Origin of the sequence: Endozoicomonas sp. ALB032 (assembly GCF_049310125.1) — a bacterium.
Taxonomy (GTDB): domain Bacteria; phylum Pseudomonadota; class Gammaproteobacteria; order Pseudomonadales; family Endozoicomonadaceae; genus Endozoicomonas_A.
Genome location: NZ_JBLYNW010000001.1, coordinates 1,053,562 through 1,071,575, shown reverse-complemented (window position 1 = coordinate 1,071,575; position 18,014 = coordinate 1,053,562). Strand labels below are relative to the sequence as shown.

The window sequence follows — 18,014 nt, the reverse complement described above, 5'->3', positions numbered from 1 at the left end:
CGAGCCCGGCTTTTAGCCTGATGATAGTGAGCTAAAGCTGTTTTTCTGGCTCATGATTGTTTGCAGTCATTACTCTAAATGTAAGCAATTTCTGGCAGAATATTGAAAAAGCTTTAACTTGTTGATTTATTTGAATTGTTTTTATTAAGTAAAACTGTATTTCTATAAATACCCCCTCTGATATACCCTGAAAACCCTCAAAATAGCTCCAAGCCTTTAGAGGCTGTCGCAAAGCTCTGGTTCTCACGCTCCAGAGCGTGTCGCAAAACTCCAACAGCCCGTTTCCATGCTCTGAGGTCGTCATTCCCGCGAAGGCGGGAATCCAGGGCCAACTGTGGATCTCTGCCTTCTCGGGGATCAAGGCCAGGGGGGCACCGGGCAGTGGGGTTCTGGTGGTGAGTCAGTGTGGATTCCCGCCTTCGCGGGAATGACGAGAATGAAGCCGGGAATGACGAGGATGAAGCCGGGAATGACGGGAGTCAACTTGTTCCCACGCTGGAGAGAGTTTTTCGACACCCTCAGAGCATGGGAACGAGTTGTATCTTTGGACTTTAGGTCAAAAGAAGTCGTGAGTTCAAAAAAGTTATAAATCTCTGTGGCCATAAAAAGCTCCTCTGGTAGTAGGAGCTTCTTTGCTGGGGCTTTTCTTGATCTGTCAGTAATATTCCGAGGAATATTCCTGTTTGAGACGGTAAAGCTTTCGGATCGGTTGATCTACCCTTGAACTTTTGGCAGTCAAACTTGTTAAAATTAACCTAATAGGTTATTTTTAAGCTATGGAAAAGAGAACGCCTCACTGTAAGCTCCCTGTCGTTAAATCGTTAATTGAGCCGACTAAAGTACGTTTTACCGGGAGCGCTCTCTCTGGAGCCGCAGGTCTGGGGCTTGATTCCAGTGGTATCATTGATGTGGTGTTAACCCTGAACCCTCGGGATTTCTATAAAAGCATGACAACTTATGGGGATCATCGGGTCTGGCAAGATGTTTACAAACCCATCATACCAGCCGATGAGGTTTATCTGAAACTGACAGTTACTGATGATGTACTCGTCGTGTCCTTTAAGGAGCTATAGACGATGAAATGTCCAATATGTTCTGGGGCCGATCTGGTGCATGACACTCGTGATTTGCCTCACAGTTACAAAGGTGAAAGTACTTCTATCCCGGAGGTTACCGGAGGTTATTGTCCGGCTTGTGGAGAGGTCGTTCTTGACGCCAGAGAATCAGAGCGGGTTAGTGCGGCCATGGTTGCGTTTAATAAACAGGTAAACGCTTCCATAGTCGACCCGGGCTTTATTGCGAATGTCCGTAAAAAGCTGACTCTTGACCAGAAAGAGGCCGGAGAGATTTTTGGTGGGGGGGTTAACGCATTTTCCCGATACGAAAATGGCAAAACCAAACCACCACTTTCACTGGTAAAACTGTTCAGATTGCTGAACAATCATCCAGAGCTTTTGTCTGAAATTCGTAGCTGAAATACTTACTCAGACCCATCAACCGCCCAAAAAACGAAGCATTTCTCACTCTCTACCGCCTGCTCAGCAGGCAGATCAGTCATCATCTCAGTGATCTTCTGTTTGAAAGTTTCAGTAACCCCGGTCTCCTCCATATATTGCTGCAACTGCTCCACACGCTTGCCATAGATCTCCTTATAGTGGCTTCCCAAATATTCAGCCGCATCCACAATGGCCTGCATGTCAGCCCGGTTTGCTGCACGTTTCTGAGTCAGGGTACTAATCTCCGAAAACTCCGGAGGTAGCTCTGATGAGCCTTTGCCTGTAGGCGGCAGAGGACTGCTTTCTTTCTTCTTCCAGCCGTGACCATATACTTCAGTGATATACTCTTCGCTGATCATGTCCATCCAGCTGAAGCTGGTGGTTAATCCTTTGCTTTGGAAGTGGCGGATAGCACCTTTAGGTTTGAGGTCAAAAGAAGTCGTGAGTTCAAAAAAGTCATAAATCTCTGTGGCCATAAAAAGCTCCTCTGGTAGTAGGAGCTTCTTTGCTGGGACTTCACTTAATCAGTCAAAGTTCCGTTACCTTTTTTATTCCTACCTAAAATCTCAAGGGAATGAGACCAGTGAAACTGCTTAATCGCAACTCTTTTGCTTTGTTGACTCTGATTTTTTCTTCTCTGACGTTCTCCATTACTTCTAATGCTTCAGAATCCATCCCAATGAAAAAGCATAAGTTTGAATTGCTTGGTGATGCCAATGCTGCACCTGCGCTTGGTCTGATGGCACAGCCTTTTAATGCCTCCACTATTACTGGAGCATGGGCTGACTCTGTGACTGGACCGATTATGTATCTCAGAGGGCAGTACTATATTTCCTCTTTGATGGGATCTACAACATCCATTTCAACCAATGCCACAGTGACTCTTGTTCAGTGGAACTGGAATATTGCCAATAAACCGGCAGGGCTGATTGTATATCTCTGCGATACTATCGGTGGTTGTTTAAACGTATCTGGCTATCAATCAGCTGGTAGTGAGGCTTTCCGGGGACGTTCTGCAAACGCAGAGTACTATTTTGCTTTCGGTGTGCCTGGTAGCGGTAACATTTCGCCAGTACCTTTTGGTATGACAAATAACATTATCGTGAACTGGACAAGTAACAACTGATTCCGGATTTATTTTATGAGGTGAGAACCAGCATTCTCACCTTTTAACGATCCATCTCAAATATACCCTATCTTCAGTTTGAAGCTCTCTGGCAGGTTAGCATACAGTTCGAATATTTTTTCCATGATCTCAATAGATGAGGTGCCTTCAGCCTTTTCTTTTTCATACAATTCTATTCTCTGTTGCCTGAACAAATCAGCCTCAGCTTCGAATTTTGGTCTGTAGCTAGTGTCAGTGACCGGTGTTCCATCAAGGTACTTATGGTCAGCGATTCTTGGGCTGGTTGGTGCTGGAACAAGGAGAAAATTAATACCATAGGCAAATTGTTTTGCGTCAAAAGCAGCTTCTCTTGGGTTGTTTTTATAATACTCGATCTCTTTAGGATTTAATGTGTATGCCTGTTTTGTACTGATCTTGCTCAAATCCCTTGCTTGCTGACTGATCTGAACTTGAACTTCTTTATTACCTGAAGGAGTCTGAGATGCTGAAAGAGGGTTTTTTGCAACACCTGTAGCTGCTGTATTGTATCGGTTTGTTGAGATTGAACCAATTTCCATGAAGGTAACCTCTAAATATGCAGATATTAGTTCTATCGCACAGGTCTTCTTTTTTTTTAGTGTAACCGCTCATTTGAGGACGTCTTCAAAAATCACAACCTGACTGCCAGCCTTTCCCCTGCAAACAACGCAGGAGATACCTAACGTGAAGCAACTGACAAAACCCTTTACCCGTCTCAACCCTGAGCAGTGGCAACAGATCATTGATCAGCAAATAGCCAGTGGCTTGAGCCAGAAAGCTTTTTGCCAAACTCAAAACATAAGCCTGGCAACATTCACAAACTGGAAGCGCAAACTCAGGGATAACGACAACACTGACTCCTTTGATATCGCTCAGGCTTCTGCCCCGGAATGGGTTGAAGTCCCAAACGGGCTGACTGAACCTCCAGCCAGCTTAAACTGGCAGTTGGAACTTGAGCTGCCCGGTGGTGTTATTCTTCGTATGCGTCGCTGATCATGTTTTTTCCAGAATCTCAGGTTCGGATCTGGCTCTACAACCGGCCCACCGACATGCGTAAATCCTACGACGGCCTGTCTGCCCTGGTGAGAAACAAACTTGAAGAAGACCCACTCAGCGGCCAGCTGTTTGTCTTCATCAACCGCAAACAAACCCAGTGCAAGGTGCTGTATTTTGATCGCAGTGGATACTGTATCTGGAGCAAACGACTGGAACAGGGTCAGTTTCATACTCATGCAGGCAAATCCATCAAGCAAACAATGGCGTGGACAGATCTGAAGCTCATCCTTGAAGGCATTGATACCCGCTGCGTTCAGCAATATAAACGCTACAAACATCAACCGTCCCGTTACACAAAAGGAGAGTCAAAGGTCTATCTTTAACCGCCATGAAATTACCTGTTTCGACCCCCGGCACCACTGACCAGGACCTGCTCCAGCAGATCCTGGTCTTGCTGTCGGAGCGTGATCAGGAAATAGCTTCTCTTAAACATCAGCTGGCCTGGTTTAAACATCAGCTATTTGGTGAAAAATCCGAAAAGCGCCTGATTGAGAATCCGGACCAGCTGGCGCTGGGAGAAATCCTTCAGGACAAGCCTGAAGAGCAGGAAACTCCCACAGAAACCATCACTTACGAACGGCGGAAAAAGAATCGCCCTGAAGACTGTGTGACCGATCAGGGGCTGCGCTTTACTGAAGATGTACCGGTTGAACTCATCCCGATGCCTGCTGCAGAAATGAAGGGTGAAGACGCAGACCAGTACGAAATCATTGACTACAAGTACACCTATCGGCTGGCGCAGCGCCCTGCCAGCTATGTCATCCTGAAATATCAGCGCGAAGTCGTTCGCCATAAGCCCAGCCAGACGCTAACAACGGTAGCCGCACCATCAGGATTATTTGATCGCAGCTTTGCCGATGTCAGCTTTATCGCAGGTCTGCTGGTAGAGAAGTACCGCTTTCACGCACCGCTTTACCGCCAGCATCAGAAACTTGAGTCCAGTGGTATTACTATCAGCCGTGGAACCCTGACACATCTTGAGCAGCGTGCCGGGCACTTACTCAAACCCATCGCTGACGAAGTGCTCAACAGCTGTCTGGAAAGTCGTGTCCTCACTCTGGATGAAACGCCCGGAAAAGCGGGCCGTAAAAGCAAGGGCAAGATGCAAAGAGGCTACTTCTGGTGTTTTTACGGAGACCAGAATGAGATAGCTTTTACTTTCTCCACCACTCGTTCTGGCAGGGTCGTAGAACCTTATCTGAAAGAGTATAAGGGGGTCTTGCTGACCGATGGTTATTCGGAATACGACCGCCTGTGCATGAAATACCCCAAAATCATCCATGCCCAGTGCTGGACACATAGCAGGAGATACTTCGTTAAGTCACAAGAGGTCGAGCCAGAAGCCGCAAAAGAGGCGCTGGACTGCATAGGTGCGATCTATCAAGTCGAAGACGAAATCCGCAAAGCTGAGCTGCAAGGCGAAGCAAAGCGGGAATACCGCCAACAGAATGGCAAGCCACTGGTTGATCAGTTCTTTAACTGGCATGAAGAACAACTTCGTCGCCTGAATCTGGTGAAAAGCAACCCATTGAGCAAGGCTCTTGGCTACGTGAACAAACGGGAAAAAGAGCTACGGCTTTATCTGGATAATCCGGATGTCGCCATTGATACGAATCACCTGGAGCGAAGTCTCAGGTGTATCCCGATGGGGAGAAAAAACTGGCTTTTTTGCTGGACAGAAGAAGGAGCAGACAATGTTGCCGTGTTCCAGACGTTAATCGTCAGTTGTCTTCTTGCAGGCATTGATCCATACAAGTACTTCGTCGATGTGCTTCAGCGCATCAGTTACCATCCGGCTCGAGATATCCGGGAGCTAATCCCACGAATCTGGAAAGAGAAATTCGGGGCCAATCCGTTAAAATCCGATCTCGATAAGTAGGGGGAGTCTATACCCTGCTTGAACGCTTACTTTTTAGTGAAGAGTTCGATCTGCTTATAATTAATGTGTGACAGCCAAACGTCTTTGCTGGAAACAGGATTTTACCTGGTCGTCACGCAGGATCTCTTCATAGAGCTTTAGGTCACGGCCTCGCTGCTGTATGACACTGTCAGGGTGGGCTAGCAATGTCGTATAAGCTTTGGCCATGCGTATGCTATGGTCGGCCTTTGCGATTTCTCCGAGAGTTGCTTCCCTGCCATGATAGTATGCTTCGTGGTACGGTTGTTAATGATATTATACCGAGTGTGCAGTATATCCCTCAGCTTCAGACGCCGACCGAAGGGCGGTCGGGTGGCGAAGCCACGAATTGGAAGCGTTTGCACTGTACCCCAAATGATCTACAATGACACTGTACAGAACAATATGATGCATGGGGTACTTAAAAATGAGCAAAAGCGCAATGATCCGAGCCAGAATAGAGCCTGATGTGAAGGAACATGCAGAAGCGATATTCAGGAAACTGGGGCTGAACGCAACAGATGCAATCACCTTGTTTTATAAGCAAGTAGGTTTGTGCAATGGATTACCTTTTGATGTTCGTATACCTAATGAAGAAACCCTTAAAGCCTTTGACGACACAGAGAAAGGAGTAGGTTTAACGCACTACGAAAACGCTCAGGAAATGTACGATGACTTGGATATTTAATGATGCTAAAGCCAGTCAGTACGAATCAATTCAAAAGGGACGTTAAAAAAGCAAAGAAGCAGGGTAAAGATTGCTCAAAATTAAAGAAAGTCACAGATCGGCTCATAGAAGATAGACCACTTGCAGCGAGATACAAAGACCATTCCCTGACTGGTAACTATCGCGGCTATCGAGAATGTCACATAGAGCCAGACTGGTTATCAATCTATGCAGTGGTAGAAGATAAAATATTCTTTGAGCGTCTGGGGTCACATTCTGAATTGTTTAGGTAGCAACATAACCCTATGTTAGGTGTCTTTGTGCCAGTCTCTGCTACGCTGGTTACTCCATTCACAACGAGAGTAGTTCCGATGTCGTTAGAAGTTAGGATAGAGCAACTTGAGTCACATTTTGACTCACTGGATAGTGCAGTTCGTAGTCTCATTGAGATCACTGGTGATACACACCAAGAGATACTGGCAACAAGACGGGAGATGCGAGAGTACCAGCAGGAAAATCGGTTGCGCTTTGCACAGCATGACCGTGAACTCTCAGAAATTAAAGCTGCGATTGGTGCGCTTACTGAAGCCACCTATGCAGGCTTTAAACGTAGCGACGAAAAAATAGAACGAATAAGGATAGATTGCGCGCAGCCGCAATCTTATCCGGTTGTTGAACAAGCCCGGATTTGACAGCCACTCGGAATGGTTTATGGGAAATAGCTTTTTCTCTGGCAGCCTTTATAGCTGATGCAGGTTGGTTTTGGCTTTTGTTAAGCTGAGCGCGTCCCTGCCCAAGCTATTAATTGAGCATTGTCGTAAAAATATGTATTCAGATTGTGCTGGCTCTCCCCTGTTGAGTGAATTTAAGCCCTTTTTTATCGGTCAGGTGAAACCTGTGAACCGGAATGCTATGACTTTCATATCGCAGCCACAGGTTCTGCAGGCGTGTTTTGGTCGGATGATAGGTTCCAGAGGTTTCAGCATGACTTGCAAGATCAGCTGAATCAGGTTAAGTCTGCGTTTAGCCCGACAGTGCAGGAATCCGTAGTCACGGACTCGTCTCAATCCTTTGGGCAGAACATGCTGTAAAACCAGCCAGAGAAAGTCTTCTCCTTTTATGGTTCGCTGCTCTTTTGCACCGGTTTTACTGTTCCGATAGATGAAAGTCACTTGTCCGTCATCATGACCTGTAATCTGCCGGTCAGCAATAACGCCCCGGTAGAGATATCTGGACAAGTATTTCAACGCAGGTTCGCCTTTTCCGACGTGCTGACAATTCACCACCCAGAGTTCGGGCAGCGATTTTTTAAGCGTTGGTGTCAGTAAAGCCGCTTCATTCAGAGCTTTCAACAATCGTCCCCGGAAGACTCTGGCCAGGTTGTTACTGTTGAACAGGTAGTTACCCTTGAGCTTTCGCCATTCACGACGGCGGGTATTAATACCACCACCTGGAACTACAAAGTGCACATGAGGGTGGTAATCAAGTCGACGACTGTGGGTATGTAATACGCCGGTCATTCCGAGCTGCCCGTCCAGACTTTTGTGGTTGCAGCCAAAGCTTTTCAGGGTTTCAGCTGCTTCCCTGAACAACAGGTCATAGACTTGACGCTGGTGTTGCCATGCGATTTGCCGCAATTGTGCAGGCAGAGTAAAAGTCACCATGAAATACTCAACAGGGAGCAGTTTTTGCCGCTGCCTTGCCAGCCACTCAGTGGTATCGGTATTCTGGCAGCGATTGCAGCTACGGTGACCGCAGGACATCGGACGTTGATCACGGCGCTGGCAGGCAGTGCATTCCAGCAGTGTCATTCCGGCAGCAGGTGTCCGGCAACTTCGGATGGATTTAAGGGCTTTCTGGTGGCCAGGCAGTAGTTTATGCCGGTACTTTTCCAAAAAGGTCTGGCCGTAGTGATCGGCAATAACAGCGAGGGTCATGATTATTTTCCCCCAGCCCAAGGTCGTCCATCAGGTGGTTGATCATCCGGTGGCTGTTGATTTCCACGGTTTCTGTCAGGCGGGTATAAAAACGCCGCCTTGCCTTCTGGTGGCACCACCCCTTTGTTCATCGCAGTCGAGATGGGCGATGCCAACTGCGCGCAACTCCTAATCAACGCCGGGGCGAATGTCACTGCCGTCTTGTCAAATGGCGACACCCTGATGCCCATCGCAACCAGGCTGGGCTATATTGACTGCATGAACCTGCTGATCAATGCCGGGGCACTGTGGGGAGTAGAGGCGGTGGATGACCAGAATGCAGGGATAGAATGATTAAACACTCACTCTATGCAGCACCACTGTTGCTAATGGTATTGTCCGTCGTCTGTCAGGCTCAAGCGCTGACAAAACGTTTTGTTATCGAGCTTGAACAGAAAACAGGTTCTCCAAACCAGAACTTTTCTGTAACACCTGATCTTCATATATTGTCGTGTATCTTCTCAGACATTGCCCACACAAAAGGCTATGCAGGATCAGATTTATCGTCTGATGAGAAACAAGGCAGACTAAGCGGCTACGAGCTAAAAACAAAGGTCATTGAATCAATTCCGTGGCCATGGCTTTACGCCAATTATCTGCTGGTGAGTTACGAACTGATCCTGACCACCAGAAATACCCCACTGAGCTCCACCTCGCATTCATGGCTACCTGTAGAAATGGTTGTCGCTTTCGGTTCGCTTTTAAAAAGTTATTTGGATATGTATTCGCCGTCGTATAATACGATGAAACTAAAAGGGCTGCGTCAGGATCACCCGTTGGCAGCCATCATTACGGTGCCCGGCTCTGGCAATAACCAGCAACAACACCCGCCATCAGAGTCTTCTGGGCAGCAGGCTCAGGAAGCCACCGCCGATCCTACAGGCTCTTTCAGCAACTTCCTTTATTCTGATTCTGACTCTGCCGATGGTAGCGGAGGCTCACAGCAGCATCAGCATAGTTTGGGTTTAGATTGTTTTGTCTCTCCCTGTCATGGCGTCTGTCAATTCCGACCATCATCCGATAGCAGTGAGTCTGCTGAATGGCCGATGAATTCCGCAGCAAATTCGACAGGCCACACAGCAGCAACGCCCGGACAAAGCTCATGCCCACATTTGGACAATGGACACTGCCCGGAGTGCGCAGGCCATGTGAATAACACAGATGTACTACTCATGGATGGCATTCCCCGCCCCGCCGTCTCCGTGGACACTGACGTACCGCCGGAGTCCGATCCCTGTCCTATTTGTATGATTCACTTCCATTACCGTGATGTAGCGCTTGTGGTCGTCAAAAGCCAATGTTGTGGCAAGCGCTTCGATCTGGACTGTATTACGAGGTGTTTTGTTCAACGCCCCATCGGCTCTCGCCGGTGTGCAATGTGCCGGCAAAATCCGATGCCTATGGTGAATGAGAACACCGGTGAATCTCACCCGGATAAATTTTTTCCCGATCCGGCGTTTTATCGTGGCTGTTTTGAGGGGGATTTGGATCAGGTGGAGAAGTCACTGGCAGAAGGAGTCAATGTCAATGCCGTTATGAATAATGGTCGTACTGCCTTGATGTTGGCATCCATCCGGGGGCACAGGGACGTCGTCGAATGCCTGATCAACGCCGGTGCGGATCTCAATGAGCGGACCATGAATGGCGCCACCCTACTGATCATCGCTGCCAAGAGGGGCCATGCCGACATCGTGAAACTCCTGATCGAAGCCAAAGCGGATTTCAACGCCCGAAATAAAGATGGCACCTCCCCGCTGTACATCGCTGCCCAGGAAAATAACACTGACTGCGTAAAAATCCTGATCGAAGCCCGGGCGGATCTCAACGCCCGGCCTGACAATGGCGCCACCCCGCTGACCATCGCTGCCCAGTATGGCCATGGCGACATCGTGAAACTCCTGATTGAGGCCGGGGCTGATTTCAACGCCCGGAATAAGAATGGTTCCACCCCGCTGATCAATGCTGCCGGGAAGGGCTATACCGACATCGTGAAACTCCTGATCGAGGCCGGGGCTGATCTCAACGCCCGGAATAAGAATGGCACCACCGCACTGATCATTGCTGCCCAGAATGGCCATACCGACATCGTGAAACTCCTGATCGAGGCCAAAGTAGATCTCAACGCCCGGGCTAAGAATGGCGGCACCGCACTGTTCATCGCTGTCCAACAAAATAACACCGACTGTGTGAAAGTCCTGATTAACGCCGGGGCGGATCTCGACGCTGCCATGACGAATGGCACCACCCCGCTGATCATTGCTTCAGCCAAAGGCAATACCGACTGTGTGAAAGTCCTGATTAACGCCGGGGCGGATCTCGACGCTGCCATGACGAATGGCACCACCCCGCTGATCATTGCTTCAGCCAAAGGCAATACCGACTGTGTGAAAATCTTGATCGAAGCTGGAGCGGATCTCAACGCCCAGACTAACAATGGCACCACCCCTCTGTTCAAGGCTGCCCAGAATGGCCATGCCGACATCGTGAAACTCCTGATCGAAGCCAAAGCGGATTTCAACGCCCGAAATAAAGATGGCACCTCCGCGCTGTACATCGCTGCCCAGGAAAATAACACTGACTGTGTGAAAGTCCTGATTAACGCCGGGGTGGATATTGACGCTGCCACGTCGAATGGCGCGACCCCGCTGCTCATTGCTGCTGCGGAAGGCAATACCGACTGTGTGAAAATCTTGATCGAAGCCGGAGCGGATCTCAACGCCCGGAATAAGAATGGTTCCACCCCGCTGATCATTGCTGCCGGGAAGGGCTATACCGACATCGTGAAACTCCTGATCGAGGCCGGGGAAGATCTCAACGCCCGGAATAAAAATGGCACCACCCCACTGATCATTGCTGCCCAGAATGGCCATACCGACATCGTGAAACTCCTGATCGAGGCCAAAGTGGATCTCAACGCCCGGGGTAATAGTGGCGGCACCGCACTGTTCATCGCTGCCCAGGAAAATAACACTGACTGTGTGAAAGTCCTGATTAACGCCGGGGTGGATATTGACGCTGCCACGTCGAATGCCGCGACCCCGCTGCTCATTGCTGCTGCGGAAGGCAATACCGACTGTGTGAAAATCTTGATCGAAGCCGGAGCGGATCTCAACGCCCGGAATAAGAATGGTTCCACCCCGCTGATCATTGCTGCCTGGAAGGGCTATACCGACATCGTGAAACTCCTGACCGAGGCCGGGGCAAGGTAGGTAACAGAGGCAAGACAGGGAACAAAAGAAAGGCGTTATCTTATTCACAGCAGACTTTATAGTCATAGAGAAAGTGAAGTTGGATCACTTTCACCTCAGCACCACAGTTTATGCGGCAGGGCTGAATGTTTCTCCGGGGCAGTTGAGAGAACGGTTAACTGCATAACTTGCGTTATTTCCTTGATCTATCCTTCCTCTCTCTATGCCAAAATGCAGGGATAGAATGATTAAACACTCACTCTATGCAGCACCACTGTTGTTAATGGTACTGTCCGTCGTCTGTCAGGCTCAAGCGCTGACAAAACGTTTTGTTGTCGAGCTTGAACAGAAAACAGTGTCTCCAAACCAGAGCGTTTTTATAACCCCTGACCAGTACACACTGTCGGGCACCTTGCAGGACATTGCCCACACAAAAGGCTATACAGAATCAGATTTAACGCCCGATGAGAAACAAGGTAGATTAATCGGTTGCGAGCTAAAAACAACCATCATTGAATCAATTTCCTGGCCATGGCTTTACGCCAATTATCTGCTGATGAGTTACGAACTGATCCTGGCCACCAAAAATACCCCACAGTGCGGTGGTTTCCGGGCGCATATGGCCGAGGATGTCCTGAATAACCCTAAGACTGAGACCTTTCTCAAGAAGGTGGGTGGCAAAGCTGTGTCTCAGGGAATGTATGCTGACTTCCTTGTTAATCCGGCATTCTTTGACTAGCTTCCTCATGGCTCTTTGGGGTAACGAGCGATTCATCGGCTTTTGTGCTAAGTGTTTTTCTGCTTTATCCCGGCCTTGCGGAAATACCCAACATGGATTTCGGTGGGTTTTCCAATGGGTTCTCAGGGCCGCGAGTGCTTGGGTTGGCAGTGGGACGTAACGATCTTTGCCTCCTTTGCACTGTCTTAAATGAACGCTCATTCTGTCTGAGTCAATATCATTGACAGTAAGGTTCAATGCCTCTCCTAACCTGAGTCCCATACTGTAAGTAACGAGAATAAAGGTGTGAATATGGGATTCCCGGCAGCTGTTGAGTAGCCGGGCGATCTTTGCTGAGGTCAGGATATCCGGCAGTCGCCTGACCGAAGGGGGCTTGACGATATCAATGAATTTCCACGGTTTGTTGAGCACATGTTTATAGAAGAACTGGATGCCGTTGCGATCTGTTTTTACCGTACTCCGTGAGTGGCTTTCGATCAGATCCGCAAAGTAGGTTTTAAGGTCATCCGTGTTGAGCGTATCAGGGCAGCAGTTAAAATAGCTGGCAAGACGTCTTAACGGGCGGCTGTAGAGATCAATGGTGGACTTGCTTTTGCCTTGTAGCTTGAGTGCGGTCAGGTGTTTTTGGTAAAGCTCTTCGAACTGTTTTTTTCGGTTGAATTCATGTTTAGTATTCCTGTTATTAAGACACATCAGAATTGATGTGGTATCAGGAATTATTAGACAATATTGAGAGTTTTTTTTGCCGCGTAGCGGCTTGGTTCAACAATAAAATCCAGTGGATTGCCCATCGGCAACCACTGATTTAAAGGCTATGCCGCTGAATCGAGTCTTGTCAGTCTTCCATGTAACTGAGCAAGTTTATTGAACTTCTGTCCCCAATACGATTTGGCACTCTGACTGAGTGACAGCCAGACGTCTTTGCTGGAAGCAGGACTTGACGTGATCGTCACGCAGGATCTCTTCATAGAGCTTTAGGTCACGGCCTCGTTGTTGTAAGACAGTGTCAGGGTTTGACAGTGACAATAACAGTGGCAGTGACGTATGAGCCTTGGCCATATGGATGCCATGGTAGGCCTTGGTAGGCCTTTGCGATTTCTCCGAGAGTTGCTTCCCTGCCATGATAGTATGCTTCGTGGTACGGTTGTTAATGATATTATACCGAGTGTGCAGTATATCCCTCAGCTTCAGACGCCGACCGAAGGGCGGTCGGGTGGCGAAGCCACGAATTGGAAGCGTTTGGTATGTTGCGTTTGCACTGTACCCCAAATGATCTACAATGACACTGTACAGAACAATATGATGCATGGGGTACTTAAAAATGAGCAAAAGCGCAATGATCCGAGCCAGAATAGAGCCTGATGTGAAGGAACATGCAGAAGCGATATTCAGGAAACTGGGGCTGAACGCAACAGATGCAATCACCTTGTTTTATAAGCAAGTAGGTTTGTGCAATGGATTACCTTTTGATGTTCGTATACCTAATGAAGAAACCCTTAAAGCCTTTGACGACACAGAGAAAGGAGTAGGTTTAACGCACTACGAAAACGCTCAGGAAATGTACGATGACTTGGATATTTAATGATGCTAAAGCCAGTCAGTACGAATCAATTCAAAAGGGACGTTAAAAAAGCAAAGAAGCAGGGTAAAGATTGCTCAAAATTAAAGAAAGTCACAGATCGGCTCATAGAAGATAGACCACTTGCAGCGAGATACAAAGACCATTCCCTGACTCGTAACTATCGCGGCTATCGAGAATGTCACATAGAGCCAGACTGGTTATTAATCTATGCAGTGGTAGAAGATAAAATATTCTTTGAGCGTCTGGGGTCGCATTCTGAATTGTTTAGGTAGCAACATAACCCTATGTTAGGTGTCTCTGTGCCAGTCTCTGCTATGCTGGTTACTCCATTCACAACGAGACTAGTACCGATGTCGTTAGAAGTTAGGATAGAGCAACTTGAGTCACATTTTGACTCACTGGATAGTGCAGTTCGTAGTCTCATTGAGATCACTGGTGATACACACCAAGAGATACTGGCAACAAGACGGGAGATGCGAGAGTACCAGCAGGAAAATCGGTTGCTCTTTGCACAGCATGACCGTGAACTCTCAGAAATTAAAGCTGCCATTGGTGCTCTTACTGAAGCCACCTATGCAGGCTTTAAACGTAGCGACGAAAAAATAGAACAACTAGAATTACTCATCCGTCAACACCTCCCCAACAACTAACACGCCACCTAACAATAAAATCCAGTGGATTGCATGTCGGCAACCACTGATTTAAGGGGTTATGCGGCTATACTGAGCCCGGCAAGTCAATCCTGTTTATTTTTCATGGCTTGTTTGTAGTTGATCAGGGCATTTATTATGAAAACTTCTTGCCTCTATGTTTTATTACAAATTGTAATTATTAGCTCACAGGCAGTTACCTCATTGCTGCTGATGAGTCTTACCGATCTGTCAATACTACCAAAGATGGAGTTGCAAAATGTCCATCTAACATTTCATTTAGTTTTGAAGGCACTGCTAATGTTTTTTTTGATTGTAAAGATCTAGAGTGGATTGACTGTGAAATGGAATATGCTACATGTTTTGTTCCACGCACACAGACAATATGCGACATATATGTTGATGAATATGGAGTATCTACGAATTGCCCGTCTGGTTGTGTCGGTGTTTCTCAAGATGATTGTAACTGTAAAATTGATTATGGATCTGACAATTTTCTGCCTACGGATCCATGCATTCCGTACGTTAATGACAAAAATTGCCCTGTGTCTTTTTTATACATTAGACATGAAAAATTGACTTGGACGGCTTGTCATGAGGGTAATGCGGTTGGCAATTTTACTAACCCAAAGAATAAAGAAGTTTGTACTGTGGCTGTTGACTCTTGGGGAAGCAGCGGTTGGTTTGTATGCCCATCTTGGGGCGACACTGATTGTCGTTATGGTAGGGGCTATGATGGGTTTCTTGGAATTACTGTAACAAGCGTTACTCGACCGTTGTTACCTAATGACGGATCATGTGTCATTCCGCACTTCATTGAGGTTGAACGTTCGCAGTCGTTCGAGTTTGGATGTTGAGCTAAAGCCAGAGGGTGAGTGACGGGGTGGTGATTATCTTGAATACTTATCTTTACCACTAAAATGTAAGCAATTTCCGTAATTCTGCTCTGTCGGGCTATTGACTCTGCTTCATTGAAGGTAAAGAATGTGTCCTCCTGGGACTACCTGATCAGGTGAACTCAGGGGTTTATGCGACAATCCGGGGGACTTATCCATTCCCTGATAAGAGCATTCCTTGGAATGCTGGCAGATGAGCCTTGCCGGGCGTCATCTGTCAGATTCCTGACCCTACCCATACAGGAATGTTGAGGCCTTGAATACAGTGTGTACTGCTTTGTACGCTGTCAAAAAAGAGAGGCCGGAGTCCCTAACCGCTCAGGCAGCATGGGCTGTAAATGAGCATTAGCTCAGCGGCGTCAAGCCGATTCATTTCTAATAATTAGTACTGCCGAGGGTAAGCAAACGTGGAGCTTTTATCCGGCGCGGACATGGTAGTCCGTTCATTGGCTGATGAAGGGGTAGAGTACATCTATGGGTATCCTGGTGGAGCCCTGTTGCACGTCTATGACGCGATTTTCAGACAAAAAGCAGTCACCCATATTCTGGTGCGCCACGAACAGGCGGCTACCCATATGGCTGACGGCTATGCGCGGGCTACAGGTAAGCCCGGAGTAGCACTGGTGACATCCGGGCCGGGGGCTACCAATACGATTACCGGTATTGCCACAGCCTACATGGACTCTATTCCCATGGTGGTGATTTCAGGTCAGGTGCCATCCACCTTTATCGGGACTGACATGTTTCAGGAAGTGGATATGGTGGGTATTTCCAGACCTATCGTTAAACACAGCTTCCTGGTGAAGAAAGCTGAAGATATTCCGGAGGTTATCCGCAAGGCGTTTCATCTCGCCCAGACTGGACGACCCGGTCCTGTGGTGGTTGATATTCCCAAGGACATCACCGACCTGACTAAAAAATACGAATACAAGTATCCGGAAAAGGTCAAAATCCGTTCTTACAACCCGCCCGCCAAGGGTCATAACGGGCAGATCCGCAAAGCGGTTGAACTGCTTATGAAGGCTCGCAGGCCGGTTATTTATGCCGGTGGTGGAGTGGTTCTGGGTCAGGCTTCAGAGTTGCTGACAGAATTGGTCAAAAAGCTGGACGTACCGGTAACCAATACTTTGAATGGTCTGGGAAGTTTTCCGGGGTCTGATCGTCAGTTTGTCGGGATGCTGGGAATGCATGGCAGCTATTGTGCCAACAAAGCCATGCATGAGTCCGACCTGATTCTGGCGGTGGGTGCCCGTTTTGATGACCGGGTGACCAATAACACTGAAAAGTTCTGTCCGAATGCCAAGATCATCCATATTGATATTGATCCGGCCAGTATTTCCAAAAACGTTGTGGCTGACATCCCCATCGTGGGTCCGGTCGATGCTGTTCTGGAAAACATGCTTGCCCAGATAGACGAATATCAGGGCTCTCAGGACAGTGTTGCTCTTGCCGAATGGTGGGCAAGCGTTGATTCCTGGAGAGAAAAAGGTCTGTTCACTTATGAAAAAAGTGACGGCATTCTCAAGCCCCAGCAGGTCATTGAGTCCCTTTATCAAGTCACCAAAGGTGATGCCTTTGTGACCACCGACGTAGGTCAGCATCAGATGTTTGCTGCCCAGCATTATCGGTTTAACAAGCCAAATCGCTGGATCAGCTCCGGTGGTCTTGGCACCATGGGCTACGGCCTGCCAGCGGCCATGGGTATCAAACTGTCCTTCCCTGAAGAACAGGTTGCCTGTGTGACCGGTGAAGGCAGTATCCAGATGAATATTCAGGAACTGTCAACCTGCCTGCAATACGATTTACACCTGAAGGTGATCAATATCAATAATCAGGCACTGGGTATGGTACGACAGTGGCAGGATATGCAGTATGACAGCCGTTACTCTCACTCCTACATGGAGTCTCTGCCTGACTTCGTTAAACTGGCGGAGTCATACGGCCATGTGGGTATAAGAGTCACCCGCCCGGAGGATCTGCTGCCTGCGATGGAAAAAGCCTTCTCTCTGAAAGATCGTCTGGTATTCATGGATATTCAGGTAGATCCCGATGAGCATGTCTATCCGATGCAAATCAAGGATGGTGGCATGTGTGACCTCTGGCTCAGCAAGACGGAGAGAACCTGATGAGACGGATTATCTCTGTACTGGTAGAAAACGAACCGGGTGCTCTGTCACGCATTGTCGGGTTGTTTTCCCAGCGTAACTACAACATTGAAACCCTGACCGTTGCACCTACGGAAGATGCGACACTGTCTCGTCTGACAGTGACCACTTCCGGTAATCCACAGGTGATTGAACAGATTACCAAGCAGCTGAACAAGCTCATTGATGTGGTCAAGCTGGTGGATTTGACCGAAGGTCACCATGTTGAACGTGAGCTGATGCTGATCAAGGTTCGTGCAAGCGGTCCGCTGAGAGCTGAAGTGAAACGCACAGCGGATATCTTCAGAGGTCAGATAGTCGATGTCACCAGCTCGGTTTATACCATTCAGCTGGCCGGTACCCAAGAGAAACTGGATGGCTTCATTGCCGCCATCGGCCAGGCTCAGGTGCTGGAAGTGGTTCGTAGTGGTACTACGGGCATTGCCCGTGGCGAGAAAGTTTTGAGTTTGTAACCTTTCTTTTAACTCCTCTCATATTGATAGCTCTCCGGCTCTGACCGGAGAGACTTTCTCTTCTAACCTGTCTTCTTTTTAAAAGCAGCGGTTCTAAAGTTATCTA

23 protein-coding genes are annotated in these 18,014 nt (G+C 48.0%); 16 read left to right on the top strand and 7 right to left on the bottom strand.

Going from position 1 to position 18,014, the window contains the following annotated elements; translation table 11 throughout:
- Window positions 1-197 precede the first annotated feature (197 nt).
- Complete coding sequence (locus ACO6VG_RS03200; protein WP_422135545.1) at window positions 198-332, bottom strand: hypothetical protein; 135 nt, start codon at window positions 330-332, stop codon at window positions 198-200.
- Window positions 333-357: 25 nt separating this feature from the next.
- Window positions 358-603: a hypothetical protein gene (locus tag ACO6VG_RS03195; protein ID WP_422135544.1), complete on the bottom strand. Its 246-nt coding sequence runs from the start codon at window positions 601-603 to the stop codon at window positions 358-360.
- A 173-nt stretch (window positions 604-776) separates the two neighbouring features.
- On the opposite strand from ACO6VG_RS03195, the gene ACO6VG_RS03190 reads away from it, so the two are divergent.
- Window positions 777-1,073: a type II toxin-antitoxin system MqsR family toxin gene (locus ACO6VG_RS03190; protein ID WP_422135543.1), complete on the top strand. Its 297-nt coding sequence runs from the start codon at window positions 777-779 to the stop codon at window positions 1,071-1,073.
- A 3-nt stretch (window positions 1,074-1,076) separates the two neighbouring features.
- The gene (locus ACO6VG_RS03185) at window positions 1,077-1,475 is read left to right on the top strand and encodes a type II toxin-antitoxin system MqsA family antitoxin (RefSeq protein WP_422472711.1); all 399 of its coding nucleotides are present in this window, start codon (window positions 1,077-1,079) and stop codon (window positions 1,473-1,475) included.
- Between the two features lie 5 nt (window positions 1,476-1,480).
- Here ACO6VG_RS03185 and ACO6VG_RS03180 read toward each other — a convergent pair whose 3' ends face one another.
- Complete coding sequence (locus ACO6VG_RS03180; protein WP_422472709.1) at window positions 1,481-1,972, bottom strand: hypothetical protein; 492 nt, start codon at window positions 1,970-1,972, stop codon at window positions 1,481-1,483.
- 107 nt (window positions 1,973-2,079) lie between these two features.
- Here ACO6VG_RS03180 and ACO6VG_RS03175 point away from each other — a divergent pair, with 107 nt between their 5' ends.
- Window positions 2,080-2,622 carry a flagellar protein FlhE gene (locus ACO6VG_RS03175; RefSeq protein ID WP_422472707.1) on the top strand — a complete coding sequence of 181 codons (543 nt, stop codon included), beginning with the start codon at window positions 2,080-2,082 and terminating at the stop codon, window positions 2,620-2,622.
- Between the two features lie 56 nt (window positions 2,623-2,678).
- Here the strand turns inward: ACO6VG_RS03175 and ACO6VG_RS03170 are convergent, their stop codons facing one another.
- Window positions 2,679-3,179: a hypothetical protein gene (locus tag ACO6VG_RS03170; RefSeq protein ID WP_422472705.1), complete on the bottom strand. Its 501-nt coding sequence runs from the start codon at window positions 3,177-3,179 to the stop codon at window positions 2,679-2,681.
- Between the two features lie 145 nt (window positions 3,180-3,324).
- Between ACO6VG_RS03170 and tnpA the strand changes: the two genes are divergently transcribed.
- The 6 genes from tnpA (at window position 3,325) to ACO6VG_RS03140 (ending at window position 6,952) form a co-directional block, all read left to right on the top strand.
- Complete coding sequence (gene tnpA / locus ACO6VG_RS03165) at window positions 3,325-3,633, top strand: IS66 family insertion sequence element accessory protein TnpA (protein WP_422452199.1); 309 nt, start codon at window positions 3,325-3,327, stop codon at window positions 3,631-3,633.
- A gap of 2 nt (window positions 3,634-3,635) precedes the next feature.
- Window positions 3,636-4,019 (top strand): IS66 family insertion sequence element accessory protein TnpB, encoded by a 384-nt coding sequence (gene tnpB / locus ACO6VG_RS03160; protein WP_422452200.1) that lies wholly within the window; start codon window positions 3,636-3,638, stop codon window positions 4,017-4,019.
- A 5-nt stretch (window positions 4,020-4,024) separates the two neighbouring features.
- Complete coding sequence (gene tnpC / locus ACO6VG_RS03155) at window positions 4,025-5,575, top strand: IS66 family transposase (protein ID WP_422472703.1); 1,551 nt, start codon at window positions 4,025-4,027, stop codon at window positions 5,573-5,575.
- Between the two features lie 445 nt (window positions 5,576-6,020).
- Window positions 6,021-6,281 (top strand): type II toxin-antitoxin system RelB/DinJ family antitoxin, encoded by a 261-nt coding sequence (locus tag ACO6VG_RS03150; protein WP_422135541.1) that lies wholly within the window; start codon window positions 6,021-6,023, stop codon window positions 6,279-6,281.
- The gene (locus tag ACO6VG_RS03145; RefSeq protein WP_422472701.1) at window positions 6,281-6,553 is read left to right on the top strand and encodes a type II toxin-antitoxin system YafQ family toxin; all 273 of its coding nucleotides are present in this window, start codon (window positions 6,281-6,283) and stop codon (window positions 6,551-6,553) included. The genes ACO6VG_RS03150 and ACO6VG_RS03145 overlap by 1 nt, the downstream gene beginning before the upstream one ends.
- 78 nt (window positions 6,554-6,631) lie before the next feature.
- Complete coding sequence (locus ACO6VG_RS03140) at window positions 6,632-6,952, top strand: hypothetical protein (protein WP_422472699.1); 321 nt, start codon at window positions 6,632-6,634, stop codon at window positions 6,950-6,952.
- Between the two features lie 192 nt (window positions 6,953-7,144).
- Here the strand turns inward: ACO6VG_RS03140 and ACO6VG_RS03135 are convergent, their stop codons facing one another.
- On the bottom strand, window positions 7,145-8,197 hold the full coding sequence (locus tag ACO6VG_RS03135; RefSeq protein WP_422472697.1) for an IS91 family transposase: 1,053 nt from the start codon (window positions 8,195-8,197) through the stop codon (window positions 7,145-7,147).
- A 99-nt stretch (window positions 8,198-8,296) separates the two neighbouring features.
- On the opposite strand from ACO6VG_RS03135, the gene ACO6VG_RS03130 reads away from it, so the two are divergent.
- Together ACO6VG_RS03130 and ACO6VG_RS03125 are read left to right on the top strand one after the other, a co-directional pair.
- Entirely contained in the window at window positions 8,297-8,530 is a 234-nt protein-coding gene (locus ACO6VG_RS03130; RefSeq protein ID WP_422472695.1) for an ankyrin repeat domain-containing protein, read from the top strand.
- Complete coding sequence (locus tag ACO6VG_RS03125; protein ID WP_422472693.1) at window positions 8,527-11,445, top strand: ankyrin repeat domain-containing protein; 2,919 nt, start codon at window positions 8,527-8,529, stop codon at window positions 11,443-11,445. The genes ACO6VG_RS03130 and ACO6VG_RS03125 overlap by 4 nt, the downstream gene beginning before the upstream one ends.
- A gap of 496 nt (window positions 11,446-11,941) precedes the next feature.
- On the opposite strand, the gene ACO6VG_RS03120 is transcribed toward ACO6VG_RS03125, so the two are convergent.
- Window positions 11,942-12,856 (bottom strand): tyrosine-type recombinase/integrase, encoded by a 915-nt coding sequence (locus ACO6VG_RS03120; RefSeq protein WP_422472691.1) that lies wholly within the window; start codon window positions 12,854-12,856, stop codon window positions 11,942-11,944.
- Window positions 12,857-13,024: 168 nt separating this feature from the next.
- Window positions 13,025-13,285 (bottom strand): phage portal protein family protein, encoded by a 261-nt coding sequence (locus tag ACO6VG_RS03115; RefSeq protein WP_422472689.1) that lies wholly within the window; start codon window positions 13,283-13,285, stop codon window positions 13,025-13,027.
- Between the two features lie 199 nt (window positions 13,286-13,484).
- On the opposite strand from ACO6VG_RS03115, the gene ACO6VG_RS03110 reads away from it, so the two are divergent.
- The 5 genes from ACO6VG_RS03110 (at window position 13,485) to ilvN (ending at window position 17,908) form a co-directional block, all read left to right on the top strand.
- Complete coding sequence (locus ACO6VG_RS03110) at window positions 13,485-13,745, top strand: type II toxin-antitoxin system RelB/DinJ family antitoxin (protein ID WP_422135541.1); 261 nt, start codon at window positions 13,485-13,487, stop codon at window positions 13,743-13,745.
- Window positions 13,745-14,017: a type II toxin-antitoxin system YafQ family toxin gene (locus tag ACO6VG_RS03105; RefSeq protein WP_422472687.1), complete on the top strand. Its 273-nt coding sequence runs from the start codon at window positions 13,745-13,747 to the stop codon at window positions 14,015-14,017. The genes ACO6VG_RS03110 and ACO6VG_RS03105 overlap by 1 nt, the downstream gene beginning before the upstream one ends.
- A gap of 78 nt (window positions 14,018-14,095) precedes the next feature.
- Complete coding sequence (locus ACO6VG_RS03100) at window positions 14,096-14,395, top strand: hypothetical protein (RefSeq protein WP_422472685.1); 300 nt, start codon at window positions 14,096-14,098, stop codon at window positions 14,393-14,395.
- A gap of 1,303 nt (window positions 14,396-15,698) precedes the next feature.
- Complete coding sequence (locus tag ACO6VG_RS03095; protein ID WP_422472683.1) at window positions 15,699-17,417, top strand: acetolactate synthase 3 large subunit; 1,719 nt, start codon at window positions 15,699-15,701, stop codon at window positions 17,415-17,417.
- Window positions 17,417-17,908, top strand: coding sequence for an acetolactate synthase small subunit (ilvN, locus tag ACO6VG_RS03090; protein WP_422135537.1), 492 nt, complete (start codon window positions 17,417-17,419; stop codon window positions 17,906-17,908). The genes ACO6VG_RS03095 and ilvN overlap by 1 nt, the downstream gene beginning before the upstream one ends.
- The last annotated feature ends 106 nt before the right edge of the window (window positions 17,909-18,014 follow it).